The sequence below is a fragment of the Pseudomonas migulae NBRC 103157 genome (assembly GCF_002091715.1).
In the GTDB taxonomy this organism is placed as follows: domain Bacteria; phylum Pseudomonadota; class Gammaproteobacteria; order Pseudomonadales; family Pseudomonadaceae; genus Aquipseudomonas; species Aquipseudomonas migulae_A.
This window is the reverse complement of the sequence record NZ_BDAG01000004.1, coordinates 162,584-178,004: the sequence shown is the minus strand read 5'-3', so window position 1 is coordinate 178,004 and position 15,421 is coordinate 162,584. Positions and strand designations below refer to the sequence as shown.

Sequence of the window (15,421 nt, the reverse complement as noted above, 5' to 3'; positions counted from 1 at the left end):
TGTCGATCGGGAATTTTCGAAGTATGCCGGTATCACACCCTTTGTACACAGCTATGCAGCCGCTACGGGCATACGCATGAGTGAGCGTATATTCATGAGCAGGCTTGGCACGACGCTACCTAATTCTTCAACGACAGGCACAGTAGAAGTACATTGCCTAGGTTGACCATGCTACGTCAAAGTGGCCTGCTATCAATGCGTCAATATTCGCGTAGTTTTGCTGTATTCACTAGACCTTGGCTTTTCAGCAAGCAGCTCATAATCCTTTAGTCACGGTTCAAGATCGTATAAGTCCAACAACAAAATCAATGAGTTAGGCTAATCATTGTGATTTTTTGTTTATGACGGCTTTGTAAGCATTCGACGAAAAAAAGCCAGGCTTAGTGGCTAGGCTTATGGTCTTACGCGACCAAATCAAAACTACCGGCTAGTGCATAGACCTCTCAGCAGCCCCCCATGGTTTGTCGTGACGGACCGATTCTGGCCGGAAACTACGCGCCGAATTTGAATGCAACAGAAGCTTTCACGAGCTTCCGCTTATCCTCATCACCTTTTTTTCAGCTTATGCTCGATTAGCCCCATTTCGGCCTTGATCGCAGTGATGGTGAGTTTTTGCGTCGTTGTGGTTTTTCCGGTTTGGGTATCCACGATCTTGAGCAGGGCAGTCAAGTAAGCTTTTCTCGCTTTTAGCATTTCGGATATGGATGAGCTGTTTTGTGTCGTTGCGTTCATGGCTTCGATCCTTGGAGTGAATTAAACAGCCCGCGAAAGCAGGCTGATTCAGGGTGTCGGCAGTTACAGCGAGAGCAGATCGCGCGTGCGATGCTGACGGCCACGGTCTGCCAGTTCGCTCCACCTCCAACTGCCGAAGTTTTCACCCTGCTCGGGGATGTCGAGCTTCATTAAGGACACCGGATCGCGGCCTATCAGCCGAGCGGCGGCGTACAGCTTGCCCCCCACATCTAGCAGCTTTTGGGCTGCGTCATTCCACGCTTCCTCCAAGGCGTTGTGGGCCAGTCGCAGGGCTGTTGCCTCAATTTTTTGGTGTGCTAGCTGAGCCTCACTGATGTGGCTGTCAACGATGGCCAGCTCTTGCTCCAAGGCGGTGATGATCAGGAGCTGACGGCGATGTTGTTCGGTCGCGGAAGTGAGGTTTTTTGCGGCTTTCTGAGCATCGGTGCTAGCTGCTTTTTCGCCCTCGATGTCACCCCACGCCACGGCCTGGGCGTAAGCGGTAGCCGCCTGAGTCTCAGCCTGCCGTGCGCTAGTAATCTCTTCCTGTGCTTGCTGACGAATTTCCTCCAGGCGAGTGCTCAGGCTTTGCCGTTTATCGTTAAGCTCCAGCTCATCCGCCATCCAGTTCGCCATGTCGGTAATGTAGCCTTCAATCAAGCTTTCTCGGTTGGCCAGCTTCTCCAGGCGGTCCAGCGTTTGGTCGAGTCGGAAGATCTGATGATCGATCGAGTCGATCTTGATCTGGCGACTGCTGATTTCATGCCTGACGTCGCTCTCTCGGCCGTTGTTAATGACGTCCTCGCTGTGAAGCGCAGCCTCAAAAGGCGGTATTTCCTTTTTGAGGGCTTCCATTTCAATGACCAATTTGGCGCGTGTGTCTTTCAGTTGTTCAATTCGGTTCATGAGTTTGTCCTGATGATTTAATTGGGGGTCGGAGTGGCTGGCGAGGCCCGCATGAGCCGGCTCTACCTCAGTCAGTAGGCCCGCAGTCAGGCGGCCTGAGCCTCGCTCTCGTCCGTTCCCGGTACGGTCTTCACCACATAGCAACGCTGGGTGCCCAGTCCGGGTAAACGGACGGCGCAGGAGGCTTTGCCGTCTGGACCGGGTTCAAGGACGCCACGGCGTATTAGCTCCTTGTTCACCGCATTGATGTTCATGCCCTTGAACACTTCCGAGCGCCATGCCTCCGGCAGGACGTAGTAGGTGTTGGTGGTGTGCAACGCATCTCCCAGGCCATGCTCCAGCGTCTTGCGAAAACCCAACCGGTCGATGGTGCGGGGACCGTGCTCATCGATCTTCGCGGCCGCCGACTCCCAGCGGGTGAAACGGCTTTCACCGAAGCGTTCGATCACCTGGCGCAACCGCGCCAAGATGGCGTCTCCTTCGAGGTTCCCGGCCCCGCCGCGCTCATTCATCCAGGCACTGAGGCAGACCCGGGCAGCGGTGGTGGCCGTGCCGTCTGGCCAGCCGGTAATTCCCATCGCGGTTGCCAGTTCGCCGGCAGCGGCAGCCAGACCGAAACGGGCTGCTGCGCGGTGCGCTTGGCCACTCGCCGACGCGGGCAATGCCTTGGCGATAAACCCCTCCAAGGTGTGGCGCAGGATCGCCGACCAACCTTGCCGCTTACCCGGTTCACAGAGGGCCGACAGGAAGGCGGTGAGCGGTGTGCCGTAGTACTTGGCCACCCGGGCCTTGAGTGCATCGGAGAGGGCGGCGGCGTCATCGAAGCCGTTCAGTACGTCGAACATGCCGAGGCCCTTGCTGGCGTCCGCCGGCACAGCGAGCATCCGCACTTCCATGCCGGCTTTCAGCTCCTTGTTGGCTTCGGCCATGTGTTGCGCCAAGGTCTTCTCGCCGGTCGAGAGAAACAGCAAGCGCCACTCCTGAACCTGGCGGCCGGCTTGTCCTCGATCATTGGCGCGTGCCTTCCCGGTGCCGTTGCCGAGCATGTACACCGTTTCGCCAATGATGCGCGGGTCACACATGCCTATTTCATCCAGCACCAGGAGCCCGTCGGAGTGCGCGGCGGCGATTGACTCCAGGGCGTTGTCGGTCGAGCGCCAGGAGCGCACCAGACGCGGCCCGCCGTAGATCGAGGCGGCCACTTGCAGATGGGTAGTTTTGCCGCCCGAGCTGTCGCCGTAGAGATGAAAGCCGCCCGACTCATGGCCGAGCATGTGCAGCAGCGGACCGGCAAATGCCACGCTGGCCACAAATGCCAAGCGGTGATTACCGATGCACAAGGCGCCGATTTGCTCTTGCCATTGCTCCAGGGTGCCGGCTTCGCTGATTGGCGGGAGTTGCGCGCCGGCCTCATAGAAGTGCAGGTGTTCGGCGTGCGAACCGACCTGCTGTTCGGGCAGCAGAAAGGCGCTGTCGTGCCAACCCAAGCGGGTGACCAGTCGTGCGCGCTGGGCGCTATCAAAGCCGCCAAGGTAACTCTGCAGGTCGTTGCGGGCATTACGACCGGAGCGACTGCCAGCCAGTCGCAAGCCCATGTCCACCAGTGGGCCGAGCACGTCCTTGCCGAAGTCGCCGGTCATGGTCCGTGCCGGGATGTTCCAGCGCTTTTTCGCGCCATCCGGATCGTCGAACTCGACCAGCAAACCCCAGTTATGCCCTTGCGCATCACGAGTGCGCGCCAGGATCTCCAGCGGCGAACACACCGGGCGTGCCTCGCCATCGTCACCGGAATAAAACACGCCTTCAGCTGTGAGGCGGAAGCCACCGGGCAGCAGATCGTTTTTGGGCTTGGCGGCACGCTTGGTAGTTGGCTTGGCGTTGACTTCAGGCTGTTCAGTCGGCGCTTTCTGCGGCTCCACACAGAACAATTCGCCGCTGCGTTCCAGCTCGGAAATGTGCAGCGTCGTCCAACCTTTGTCTTGTGCATCGGCCGCGTCGTCACCGTCTTCCCATTGGCCACCCTTGGCGAACATTGGTTGGTCATTCGTGAGGGTGGGATTGCGTTTGAAGACGTCCAGGGCGATCACACGCACTGACGCGGCACCGATCTGTTTCAGTTGTTCGGCGACGGCGTCCATGCAGCTTTTGCCACTGGCGTCGTTGTCTGGCCACAACACCAGGGACCGACCTTTGAGCGGTGCCAGGTCGGCTTTGTGCCAGGCGTTCGAGCCGTTCGGCCAGCACGTGGCCACGTAGCTGGGCAGCAACTCCGCCGCGGCGTCGGCGGCCTTTTCGCCTTCGCACAGAATGACCGGTGCCTCTGCGCGTTGTGCCAGTTCATCCAGGCGCAGCAGTGGACGCGGCTCCGGCAGACCTTGCCAGCGCCATTGCTGTGTTTGACCGTCGGCACGTTGGCACCAGGTCAAGGGAGCGAACACCTTGCGTGGCTTGCCGTCTTCATCCGGGCCCAAATCGAAGCGGTAGAGCGCCATGACTGGCTGGCCCTGAGCGTCGCGGTAAATCCAGACTTTGGACGGCGTACCGTGTAGCCGGTGTTTGGCCGGGCATTTGCTCATCGCCTCGGCCGGGATCGGCTGGATGGTCAGCCATTCCGGTGTTTTGCTTTTGCTGGGGGTCGGTTTCGATTGAGCTGCCCCAGCGGTAACGTGGAGCAGATCGGCCAGCTTGTTGCAGGCTTCGACATCGGTGCCGCCGTCGAGATAGCGCACCAGATCGATCAGGTCGCCACCTTTGTCGCCAGTGGCAAAATCTGCCCAGGTACCTTTGCTCAAGTTGACCTTGAGTGAGCCGGCGCGCTTGTCGGCGCGGGTTGGATTGGCTGCGGTGTATTCCTTGCCGCCGTCCACGCGTTTGCCGTTGGGCAGCCAATGTCCAAGCACCCGGTCGATGTTCTGCAGCGCAGCGCCTTTGACTTGGGCGAACGTAGGACGACGGCTATTGGAGTGAGAGACCTTCATACGCCACCGCCCTGGGCCAATTGCAACCCGCTGGTAACGTCATCAATGATGGCCTTCGCCATCTCGCTCAAATAATGCGAAGCCCAGACCATTGAGGCGTTGTCATTCTCCATGCCGCTCAGGAAGGTGAGCTTGTTCACACAATCCATGAGCAGAGAAGCTTGTTCGAGCGCTTCTTCGCACGAGATGCCGGCATTGATTCGGAACAATGGCTGATTCTGAGCGTTGCACTTGGCAAAGGTGGCGCCTCCCACGGTATTGATCACAATGGAAGGGGTCATTGGGCACCTCCACTCACGGGTAGCCGAGTGGAGTTGTCGGCGTGCACGGCGAGGGTGCGGATCAGTCCCAGTGTTCCTCGAACATCCCACAGCGCCGCCGCGATGACATGGTTGGCCAGACGTGGACCGTCGCACTCGAACTGGTCTTCAAGAAGTAAAAGCACGGAGTTGGCTCGATCCACGGCACAGGTGATGGCGTCAATCGGCACACCGGCGTCGGCGCCTTTGTGGACGCAAAGCAAATCCTCGGGTAAGGCGAAACTCAACGGGGAATTCATTGGGCACCGCCGGCGGTTTCGAGCGCGCGGGCTTTGGCCATATGGGCGTTGTAGCGAGTGAGGCGTGTAGCGAGGCTGGAGTTGGCGTGTAAAGCGGCGAGAGCCATTGCACGATGGGCAGCGGCGCGATTTTTGGACGGATTGAGGGCGTGTTGCATGTGAGGCTCCTTGTACTGAGGAACCGTCACCGTCTGCCGCCAAGCAGATTTGGGTGACGGATTGCGCAGGATTGGCGGACCGGCGTACAAGGAGACCGGCGCACCCGAGGGTGCTCCTACGCAACCCGCCATAACACAGGAGTGCGGGCACAAAAAAAGCGCCTGCAATCGTAATGGGGGCGCTGTTGCGCCTTGTACTGTTTGGGCCGCCAAGCCCAATCGCTGAATTTGCAGCGACGGCCAAAGAGTAACGTCCTGTTTTGCAAAGTGCAACCGTGCGGAGATCTTGCGCATTTCTTTGATGCGGCATAAATTGTGCGGGCATGTAGATTTACCTCAACGCCTCCGGATCGCTCCCGGGGGCGTTTTCGTTAGTGCTGAGTGGTGGCGGGGCGAGCGAGGGTGAGCCATTGCAAGTGGTTGCCTTGGCGAGCCCCTTGCTGCATCTGCTGTAGCGCTTCGGGATTGCACAGCAGGTTGGGAATCAGTTCGCGAGCGTCGCTGATCACCACGTCTGCTGGCGGCTGAGTCGCTAACAGCGTCCATTCCAGGTCATGCCACAGGACGATCAGTACCTGAGCACCGGCCGAAATCGCTTGATCGCGTAGGGCAAGCAAGCGCTGGCGACCATTGATCTCTGCGCTAGAAGGCAGAGATGCCTCAAGTACACCGACGAAATCCAAGGCCTGGTGGGGGAGAAAGGTCGGTGTCATGCCGCCTCCTGCATATTGGTGAACAGCGGCGGTGTTGTTTCACCTTTGAGCCAAGCCAAAATCTTGCTGTCCTCGACGCACCGTCGGCGATGTTCTACCGCAAGCAGTTCGCGCTGCTGAGTCAGGCATTCGTCCACATAGCTGGTGAGATCCGAGGTCAACTTCATTTCACGGTGCAGGCACTCACTTGCGGTTTTTTCCTCGGCAAGATCCTGCTCAGTGATGTGTCGCCATACCGCCGGATCGTTCGCGAATCCGGCCGATAGATCGACCAGCCAGTAGGTGACCCAGTCGGTCATACCCAGCGATTTCAGGACGGTGCGACGGCCCTCTTTCATCGCGAAATGGCCGGTGCCGTGGATGCTGGAAAACTCCCTGCGTACCGCGTTTTGGCGGATCAGTTCAGGCAATTCCCACGGATTGGGTTTAAGCGGAAGGACCAGGCCATCAGGGTTGAAAAAGAAGGCTTCTTGTTCTTCCCCGTTCCAGCTCACGCCGGCGATGGTGCGATGACGCCAGTTGATTGCCCCGGGCTGATAGAGGCGAAATCCGATGCTGTAGGAATCGAGAAACGGCCCTTTGAATGGACTGTAGTTGCGCTTCATGCGGCCACCTGGTCGCGCGCCTCGATGCGGCTTCGTGTCCATGCTTGCACTTCGGAAAGAACCCAGGCGACAGGGGCGCCACGTGCGTTGCTGTTGCTCAATTTGACGGGCAGGGGAAAGTTGCAGTCAGCGCGCTGCATGAGCTTGTAGATGGTGGGGCGAGCAAGGCCTACCATCGCAATGACTTCGTTGATACGAATGAGGGTTGTCGCGGGGTCGCGAGGTGGGGATTTGGTATTAATTGCTTGGATGGAGGATGTCATAGTCGTGCCTATATGGTGAGAGACAGGCACAGACTAGAGAGGGAGAAAAAAGCAAACACGGTTTGGTTTTGATTGAAATTATCGCGGTAGGTATCCTCCTATAACCAGGTATTTTTTGACGGTAGGCTCAGACGCTATGCCTTCTTTTTTTACCAAAGCTTTTTTAAGTTCCCGCTCTGAAATAGCAGGATTGGCCAAAATGTGACGGTCAGCCGCACTGCGAATGCGCTCGAAAAGATTCGCGGCATCCTGCTGCTTTACCGACTCCGGCTTTCTGTTGGCCTTGCCCGCCGCCGCGGCTCTTTGCGAGGCCTTGGCAGAAAACGCTTTACTCAGCGCCTCACTTAGAAAATTAGCCACTTTGAAATTACCGTTCGATACGTCGGTGTCCTCAACTTGTCTGTAGAGACTTGCTAGCATGATCGCCTTGTCGGCATCGCCCATGAATGTGCGGAAGGATTCACGAGCGTCAATTTCCCCGCCTGGATCCTTTAGTCGCTCCTTTTCGGCCAGTGCGCAATATTTCTTAGGATCTGTTACTTGCATTTGGGCTATGAGGTCTGCGTCAAGGTCGAAGACGTAGAGTTCCGTTTCAAAGAGCCAGTTGGCGAGAACTTGAATGGCTTGAATGCTCTGCACTAGGGTGTAAGTCGCCACGAGTTGCGAGTCCGCAGCGTTGTGATCAATGTTATGAAACCGTCGTATGACACTCGGCAGTGAGGCTGCATCGGCGTAGCTGGCATGTTCTTCGATCTCGTCGCGGAGTCGAAACATTGTAGCGACCACCGACCCTGCTCGATCAGGATAACGGCCATCCTCAAGCCAGAATGAGGTGGCGTAATTGGCCAGCTCCAGCGCCTCTTTGAAATACTCCCGAAACGGCGAATACAACGCTAACTCACGCACGGCCTGTTCGATGTCATCTAGTTCCCAAAGCAAATTACTGACATCGAAGCCAGCAATCTCTAGACGGCCGATCGGCATATTCTCATCGTCCATTCACCGCCCCTTTGCCCCGCTTGGCGTTATGAATGCAGCGGTTCACGAATAGGTCCTCCTCGACCAACAGTGAGGTGGCTGGGCAAATGTTGTTACACGACTCGACCACGCAACACGTCGTGTAGCGCTGACCATTTCTTCGTGTAACGTGAACTAAACTCTTTATATTCAATGAGTTATAGAGTTTCGTTACACAAGTAACACGCGTAACACCGTTTTTGGAGGGGGAATTGATAAGGAACCTCATATCACCTTTCCAAATTGGACTTGAACGACATTGCCAGTTGCCAGCTCATCAAGATGATCTGCATACCACTGCATCATGACTTTGCGCTGAGGCAGGTACACCGCCTTGTTGTATACCCCTGCAATTCCCTCTTTTACGTGAGAAAGCTGGGCCTCAATGTGGTTCTCGTCAAAGCCCTGTTCATTAAGGATCGTGCTCGCGATATGGCGGAAGCCATGGCCAGTTTGCCGGCCCGCGTATCCCAGTCTGCGCAGCGCCATCAGAAAGACGGTATTGCTACGGGGGATGGTTCGATCTTTTCTGCCAGGGAAGAGAAGAGGGTATGCCCCTGTCAGCGTGCGCAGCTCCGTTATCGCTTCAATGGCCTGGCGAGATAGAGGCACTACGTGCTCGCGACGACGCTTCATTCGCTCGGCTGGAATCGTCCATAGCATTTTGTTGAGGTCGATTTCTGACCAGCGTGCCTCTCGAATCTCACTCGGGCGTGCCGCTAATAAGGCGAGCAAGCGGAGACCTAGACGGACATCCTTCGCGTGAGGGTAAGAGTTGATAGCACGAAGTAATGCAGGCAACTCTTCTATTGATACGTGTGCATAATTTTCAGCACTGCGTGTCTGTAGAAATTTATTGAGGCCCTCAAGGGGGTTGTGGATCGCTCGGCCTGTCACGCGTGCCAAGTCGTAGATCTCTTTGCAGAAGGCCCGAACTCTGCCCATTTGCTCAATGATCCCTTTCTGCTCCATGCCGCGCAGAAACTCCATCCATTCAAGGGGAAGTATTTCTGTGTAGATGCGTTTGCCGAAAACGGGAAACACGTGAAGCTCCAGGGCACCAAGGACTCGACGGGACGTGCCGGCTTCCCAGCTTGAGCGCCTAGCCTCAAACCATTCGCGCCCTAATGCTTCGAAAGTGTTGTTGGCAGCCACCCGGTCAGCAATCCTGCGAGCCTGCTTACTGACTAAAGGATTTTTACCAGTCGATGCGTCATCCCGCAGCTGCGCTGCCTTCTGCCTGGCTAGCGAGCCACTGATTTCGGGGTAACCGCCTAGGCCCAGCCAGGACCATTTCCCATCTGGTTTTTTGTAGCGCAACTCCCACGACTTCTGCCCATTTGCCTTGACCCGAAAATACAAGCCGTTGCCGTCTTGCTCCCGATACGTAGCATTCTCTGGCTCCAAGCCTGCAAGAGTAGTGTCGGCCAATGGGCGGCGTTTGATTTCAGTACGCTTCACTGCGTGTATGCCTCCAGTTCAATGAATCTCAAAGCATACACGTGGGCATACACGGCGTGAAGTTATAGGGGTAGACAGGGATGGATAGCCAGAAACAAGAAAGCCCGCACAGGGCGGGCTTCTTGGGGTGTTTTGTAGACTGTCTGAGACAGGTCTAGACTGCTATATGGTGCACCAGGCGGGATTCGAACCCACGACCCCTGCCTTCGGAGGGCAGTACTCTATCCAGCTGAGCTACTGGTGCAAGCGGGCGCCATGATACTCATATGCACTGCGGGCGTCCATGCTGCTGAATCGACTGCGCTTTTTCAAAGCGTAACCTGCGTTTGCTACGTTGATCAGAAAAATTGGGCAAATGCGGCGTTTTCGTTCTTTTTTTCGAACAGCCTATTGTCCTTTAACCCCTTTGATCCTAGGATTCGTTTGAGATTTCAAACGCTCTTGTCTGGGTGCTGAACCGCACGAGTTCATTCCGTGCGCTATTTATGTGCTTCAGCCCGGTGAATGATTTCCCTGACGGCAGCCTTTCAGGCGCCTTTCTACAATCATAATTTGCTCCGCGCCTGCCGCGGTGCTGTTAAGGAAAGCCGACATGCAGCTTAAAGACACCCAGTTGTTCCGCCAGCAAGCCTTCATCGATGGCGCTTGGGTCGATGCGGACAATGGTCAGACGATCAAGGTCAACAACCCGGCAACGGGCGAAATTCTGGGCACCGTGCCGAAAATGGGCGCTGCCGAAACCCGCCGTGCGATCGAAGCTGCTGACAAAGCGCTGCCGGCTTGGCGTGCACTGACCGCCAAGGACCGTGCGAACAAGCTGCGTCGCTGGTTCGAGCTGATCATCGAGAACCAGGACGACCTGGCTCGCTTGATGACCATGGAGCAGGGCAAGCCGTTGGCTGAAGCCAAGGGCGAAATCGTTTACGCCGCCTCCTTTATCGAGTGGTTCGCCGAAGAAGCCAAGCGCGTCTACGGTGACGTGATTCCGGGCCACCAGCCAGACAAGCGCTTGATCGTGATCAAGCAGCCAATCGGCGTGACCGCGGCAATTACCCCGTGGAACTTCCCGGCCGCGATGATCACCCGTAAAGCCGGCCCGGCCCTGGCCGCCGGTTGCACCATGGTGCTCAAGCCTGCTTCGCAAACTCCGTTTTCCGCATTCGCTCTGGCTGAACTGGCCCAGCGTGCCGGCATTCCTGCTGGCGTATTCAGCGTTGTGTCCGGCAGTGCCGGCGACATCGGCAGCGAGCTGACCAGCAACCCGATCGTGCGCAAACTGTCGTTCACTGGCTCGACCGAAATCGGTCGTCAGCTGATGGCTGAATGCGCCAAGGACATCAAGAAAGTCTCCCTGGAGCTGGGCGGTAACGCGCCGTTCATCGTGTTCGACGACGCGGACCTGGATAAGGCCGTCGAAGGCGCGATCATTTCCAAATACCGCAACAACGGCCAGACCTGCGTCTGCGCCAACCGTCTGTACATTCAGGATTCGGTCTACGACGCGTTCGCCGAGAAGCTGAAAGTGGCGGTGTCCAAACTCAAGATCGGCAACGGTCTCGAAGAAGGCACCACCACCGGTCCGCTGATCGACGAAAAAGCCGTGGCCAAGGTTCAAGAGCACATTGCTGACGCCGTTTCCAAAGGCGCCACCGTGCTGTCCGGCGGCAAGAGCATGGAAGGCAACTTCTTCGAGCCGACCATCCTGACCAACGTGCCGAAGAACGCAGCTGTGGCCAAGGAAGAAACTTTCGGTCCATTGGCGCCGCTGTTCCGCTTCAAAGACGAAGCCGAAGTGATTGCGATGTCGAACGACACCGAGTTCGGTCTGGCCTCGTACTTCTACGCTCGCGACCTGGGCCGTGTGTTCCGTGTGGCCGAAGCGCTGGAATACGGTATGGTCGGCGTCAACACCGGGCTGATCTCCAACGAAGTCGCGCCGTTCGGCGGCATCAAGGCGTCGGGCCTGGGCCGTGAAGGCTCCAAGTACGGCATCGAAGATTACCTGGAAATCAAATACCTCTGCCTGGGCATCTAATCTCGTAACAGATAGGCCACGGCAAGGCATTTTGCTTCAAGCGCAAAGGGCACGAGAGCGCTGACCCTTTGCGCGCTTCAACCGGAATTTTCTCTGTGGCCGGGAACGCTGTGGCAGTCGATCATCGCATGCTGTCGCCGTTGCACCCCGCCGCATTTTCCTTGAACCACGCCGCCCGATGAGCGGTGAATGAGGACTTTATGAGCAAGACTAACGCATCCCTGATGAAACGCCGCGAAGCCGCTGTACCACGCGGTGTTGGCCAGATTCACCCGATCTTCGCCGACCACGCGAAGAACGCCACCGTGACCGACGTTGAAGGTCGCGAGTTCATCGACTTCGCCGGCGGTATCGCCGTGCTGAATACCGGTCACGTGCACCCGAAAATCATCGCAGCGGTGACCGAGCAGCTGAACAAGCTGACCCACACTTGCTTTCAGGTACTGGCTTACGAGCCGTACGTAGAAGTGTGCGAAAAAATCAACGCCAAGGTACCAGGTGATTTCGCCAAGAAAACCCTGCTGGTGACCACCGGTTCCGAAGCCGTAGAAAACGCCGTGAAAATCGCCCGTGCTGCCACTGGCCGTGCCGGCGTGATCGCCTTCACCGGCGCTTACCACGGTCGCACCATGATGACCCTGGGCCTGACCGGTAAAGTCGTGCCTTACTCGGCCGGCATGGGCCTGATGCCAGGCGGCATCTTCCGCGCGCTGTACCCGAACGAACTGCACGGTGTGAGCATCGACGATTCGATCGCCAGCATCGAACGCATCTTCAAGAACGACGCCGAGCCGCGTGACATCGCTGCCATCATCATCGAGCCGGTTCAGGGCGAAGGCGGTTTCTACGTCGCGCCTAAAGAGTTCATGAAGCGCCTGCGCGCTCTGTGCGACCAGCACGGCATCCTGTTGATCGCTGACGAAGTGCAAACTGGCGCTGGCCGTACCGGTACTTTCTTCGCCATGGAGCAGATGGGCGTTGCTGCCGACCTGACCACCTTCGCCAAATCCATCGCTGGCGGCTTCCCGCTGGCCGGTGTGTGCGGCAAGGCCGAATACATGGACGCCATCGCTCCAGGCGGCCTGGGCGGCACCTACGCCGGTAGCCCGATCGCTTGCGCCGCGGCCCTGGCCGTGATGGAAGTGTTCGAAGAAGAGCACCTGCTGGACCGCTGCAAGGCTGTCGGCGAGCGTCTGGTCACTGGCCTCAAGGCCATCCAGGCCAAGTACCCGGTCATCGGCGAAGTCCGTGCCCTGGGCGCGATGATCGCGGTCGAGCTGTTCGTTGACGGCGACAGCCACAAGCCGAACGCTCCAGCGGTAGCCGCCGTTGTGGCCAAGGCTCGCGAAAAAGGCCTGATCCTGCTGTCCTGCGGCACTTATGGCAACGTTCTGCGCGTGCTGGTACCGCTGACTTCGCCGGACGAGCAACTGGACAAAGGTCTGGCGATCATCGAAGAGTGCTTCTCGGAGCTCTGATCGATTTGTGAGCTGATCGACAAAAAACCCGCTTCGGCGGGTTTTTTTACGCCACCAGAAACACAACGCGCTGTATCGAGTGGCCAGCATTGACTAAGGTGCAAGCATTGCTGATGGAGTGTGCAAATGACTGCTGTGGTTTTACCCGCTGTACCACGTGTGCTGATCGCCGAGGCTGATCCCTGGTCCCGCGACCTGCTCAAGCAGGTGCTGTTGAATGTGCGTTGTGATGCGCGCCTCGACCTGTGTGCCGATGGTCAGCAGGCGCTGGAGTTGCTGGCGGAAAATCCTTACGACTTGGTGATCGTCGACTGGGAGTTGCCCGGTGTCGATGGCTTGAATGTCTTGCGCAGTGTCCGCCAGCGCAAACGCAATCCGCCGCTGCCCTTTATTCTGATGAGCAGCCGCAACGACAGTGCCAGTGTGCGCGAAGCGTTGCCCTTGGCGCCTGCAGCGTACCTGACTAAACCCCTGAACATGGAAAGCCTGACCCTCCGTCTGCAGGATCTGCTGCTGAACGCCGGTGAAGAGGTGTCTTGTGAAGTGCCGACGTTGGCGCCCGGCATGACCTTGTCGACGTACCTGGAGCGTCGTCGTGAGTTTGCCGACGGTGCGCCGCTGATGACCGACGTGCAACTGGCGGTCAAGCGTAGCCTTAATCCAAACGGCCTTGACCTGAAACTCCTGGAAGATGAAATCCGCATTGATCCACAGATCACCGCAGTCCTGATCGCTGCCGCCAACAGCGCGGCCCAGCATCATGGCGTCGCCGTGCAAACCCTGTCCCAGGCGTTGCATCGGCTGGGCAGCGGGCAGAGCATGAACCTGATTCTGGGGTTGGCGCTCAAGCGCAGTGCACGGCTTAGTGATCCATTATTGGCGGACTATGCCGAACGTTATTGGGAGCTGTCGCTGCACACCGCCGAATATGCCCGGACACTGGCGCGCTTGCTGGATCTGGATCAGGAGCGGTGCTATTGCGCCGGGATGTTGCATCGCCTGGGTGATCTGGCGTTGCTGCGCTGTTTGCAGGAATGGAAACAGGCCGGCGGTGAGTTGGATGAATGGGAGGAGGTGGGTGATGCCCTCGCTGAATTCGGCGCGGCGTACGGTTCCGCGCTGCGCACCCGCTGGCGCTTGCCCCTGGAGCTGCGAGAGCTGATTGCGGCGGTGTACCAACTCGGTGGCGGGGTTTACTCCCGCGAGGCTCTGGTGATGAACATGGCGGCGCAGATGGCGCGTCTGACCGAGCATGAGGGCATTGAGGTGCTGGCCAAGAGCCGGCCGGCGCGGTTGCTCAAGATTGGCTTGCCGGAGTTGATGCGTTTGCGCAAAAAATAAACCTGACCCCAAACCCTGTAGGAGCCGGCTTGCTGGCGATCCGGGCAAAGCGGTGTGGCTGATTTACCGCGGTGATGCCATCGCCAGCAAGCCGGCTCCTACAGGAGGTGTCAGCCGGATATGATCCGGTTCTTGCCCTGGCGCTTCGCTTCATACATCGCCGCGTCCGCCCGGGCAAACAGGCTCTCGATGCTTTCATCCTCGGCGGTCAGGCTGGTCAAGCCCTGGCTGACGGTGATGCCGAATGTCTGGTGGCCATGGGTGAAGCTCAATCGCTGAATCTCCCGTTGCAGACGCTCGGCCACTTGCATGGCCATGTCGGGCGCACAGCCGGGAAACACCGCGGCGAATTCCTCGCCACCGATTCGTCCAAACACATCGCCGCGACGCAACGCCCCGCGACCGGTCTCGGCGACGTGTTGCAGTACGTTGTCGCCTTCCGGGTGACCGTAGGTGTCGTTGATCACCTTGAAGTCATCGATGTCCAGCAGCAGAAACGCCAGCGGCGCGCCCTGTTGGCGCGCCAGTTCGAACTCATGATGGGCGCAGTCGAAGAAGTGCCGGCGATTGCTGCTCTGGGTCAGGACGTCGGTGGTGGCCAGGCGATGCAGCTCGCTTTCCATCTGCTTCTTTTCGGTGATGTCTTCGGCAATGCCGACAATGATCAGCGGCTGGCCCGGTTCGGCCTGACGGTTGATGAAGCACTTGTCACTGAGCCAGCGAACCTGGCCGTCGGCGGCGATGATGCGGTACTCGCGGTCTTCAACGGCGCCTTTTTCCAGCACTTCGGCGAGGCTGCGTTCGGCGTACTCCAGATCGTCAGGGTAAATGCTGTCACGCCACTGGTTGGAGTCGGACAGCAACAGGCCTGCGGAACGGCCGAAGATCCGCTCATAGGCGGGGCTCACGTAGAGCACCTGACGGGTTTCCCAGTTGAAAGCCCAAAGCACCGCGTTGACGCTGACCAGCAGAGAACTGAACAGCTGTTCGCGTTCGCTCAGGCGTGCGACTTCGCCTTGGGCATGCATCAGCGCCATCAGGGTTTGTGCGGCCTCGGGCCACTGGGGTAGGGATGAGTCTTGGAGGTTCTTGGTGACCATCGACACAAATCTCAAAGGGCGTGCCGCGTATTGGACAGCGGTCGCAACAAAGCCCGCCGTAGTGGCGAAGTGTCT

The 15,421-nt window shown here is 58.1% G+C and carries 15 protein-coding genes and 1 tRNA gene; 3 read left to right on the top strand and 13 right to left on the bottom strand.

What is annotated here, in order from left to right:
- Positions 1–546: 546 nt before the first annotated feature.
- From PMI01S_RS05480 to PMI01S_RS05430, 12 genes are all read right to left on the bottom strand, one after another.
- The gene (locus PMI01S_RS05480) at positions 547–732 is read right to left on the bottom strand and encodes a hypothetical protein (protein WP_084318343.1); all 186 of its coding nucleotides are present in this window, start codon (positions 730–732) and stop codon (positions 547–549) included.
- Between the two features lie 63 nt (positions 733–795).
- Positions 796–1,638, bottom strand: coding sequence for a coiled-coil domain-containing protein (locus tag PMI01S_RS05475; RefSeq protein ID WP_084318342.1), 843 nt, complete (start codon positions 1,636–1,638; stop codon positions 796–798).
- 86 nt (positions 1,639–1,724) lie between these two features.
- Entirely contained in the window at positions 1,725–4,616 is a 2,892-nt protein-coding gene (locus PMI01S_RS05470; protein WP_084318341.1) for a DUF927 domain-containing protein, read from the bottom strand.
- Positions 4,613–4,897, bottom strand: a complete 285-nt coding sequence (locus PMI01S_RS05465) for a DUF3077 domain-containing protein (RefSeq protein WP_084318340.1) — start codon at positions 4,895–4,897, stop codon at positions 4,613–4,615. Before PMI01S_RS05465 ends, PMI01S_RS05470 begins: the two co-directional genes overlap by 4 nt.
- Entirely contained in the window at positions 4,894–5,175 is a 282-nt protein-coding gene (locus tag PMI01S_RS05460; RefSeq protein WP_084318339.1) for a hypothetical protein, read from the bottom strand. The genes PMI01S_RS05465 and PMI01S_RS05460 overlap by 4 nt, the downstream gene beginning before the upstream one ends.
- Positions 5,172–5,333, bottom strand: a complete 162-nt coding sequence (locus PMI01S_RS31630) for a hypothetical protein (RefSeq protein WP_167362914.1) — start codon at positions 5,331–5,333, stop codon at positions 5,172–5,174. Before PMI01S_RS31630 ends, PMI01S_RS05460 begins: the two co-directional genes overlap by 4 nt.
- A gap of 371 nt (positions 5,334–5,704) precedes the next feature.
- Positions 5,705–6,046 carry a hypothetical protein gene (locus PMI01S_RS05455; protein WP_084318338.1) on the bottom strand — a complete coding sequence of 114 codons (342 nt, stop codon included), beginning with the start codon at positions 6,044–6,046 and terminating at the stop codon, positions 5,705–5,707.
- Positions 6,043–6,651 carry a hypothetical protein gene (locus tag PMI01S_RS05450; protein ID WP_084318337.1) on the bottom strand — a complete coding sequence of 203 codons (609 nt, stop codon included), beginning with the start codon at positions 6,649–6,651 and terminating at the stop codon, positions 6,043–6,045. Before PMI01S_RS05450 ends, PMI01S_RS05455 begins: the two co-directional genes overlap by 4 nt.
- Positions 6,648–6,914, bottom strand: coding sequence for a helix-turn-helix transcriptional regulator (locus tag PMI01S_RS05445; RefSeq protein WP_084318336.1), 267 nt, complete (start codon positions 6,912–6,914; stop codon positions 6,648–6,650). Before PMI01S_RS05445 ends, PMI01S_RS05450 begins: the two co-directional genes overlap by 4 nt.
- Positions 6,915–6,992: 78 nt before the next feature.
- Positions 6,993–7,913: a hypothetical protein gene (locus PMI01S_RS05440; protein ID WP_084318335.1), complete on the bottom strand. Its 921-nt coding sequence runs from the start codon at positions 7,911–7,913 to the stop codon at positions 6,993–6,995.
- 243 nt (positions 7,914–8,156) lie between these two features.
- Positions 8,157–9,392, bottom strand: coding sequence for a tyrosine-type recombinase/integrase (locus PMI01S_RS05435; protein ID WP_084318334.1), 1,236 nt, complete (start codon positions 9,390–9,392; stop codon positions 8,157–8,159).
- Positions 9,393–9,559: 167 nt separating this feature from the next.
- Positions 9,560–9,636: transfer RNA gene (locus PMI01S_RS05430), tRNA-Arg, on the bottom strand.
- Positions 9,637–9,984: 348 nt separating this feature from the next.
- Between PMI01S_RS05430 and gabD the strand changes: the two genes are divergently transcribed.
- The 3 genes from gabD to PMI01S_RS05415 all read left to right on the top strand — a co-directional run bounded on the left by gabD (position 9,985) and on the right by PMI01S_RS05415 (position 14,246).
- Positions 9,985–11,427 (top strand): NADP-dependent succinate-semialdehyde dehydrogenase, encoded by a 1,443-nt coding sequence (gene gabD, locus PMI01S_RS05425; RefSeq protein ID WP_084318333.1) that lies wholly within the window; start codon positions 9,985–9,987, stop codon positions 11,425–11,427.
- 200 nt (positions 11,428–11,627) lie between these two features.
- Positions 11,628–12,905 (top strand): 4-aminobutyrate--2-oxoglutarate transaminase, encoded by a 1,278-nt coding sequence (gabT, locus tag PMI01S_RS05420; protein WP_084318332.1) that lies wholly within the window; start codon positions 11,628–11,630, stop codon positions 12,903–12,905.
- A gap of 126 nt (positions 12,906–13,031) precedes the next feature.
- Positions 13,032–14,246, top strand: coding sequence for a response regulator (locus PMI01S_RS05415; RefSeq protein ID WP_084318331.1), 1,215 nt, complete (start codon positions 13,032–13,034; stop codon positions 14,244–14,246).
- A 110-nt stretch (positions 14,247–14,356) separates the two neighbouring features.
- Here PMI01S_RS05415 and PMI01S_RS05410 read toward each other — a convergent pair whose 3' ends face one another.
- Positions 14,357–15,346 carry a GGDEF domain-containing protein gene (locus tag PMI01S_RS05410; RefSeq protein ID WP_084318330.1) on the bottom strand — a complete coding sequence of 330 codons (990 nt, stop codon included), beginning with the start codon at positions 15,344–15,346 and terminating at the stop codon, positions 14,357–14,359.
- Positions 15,347–15,421: the final 75 nt, after the last annotated feature.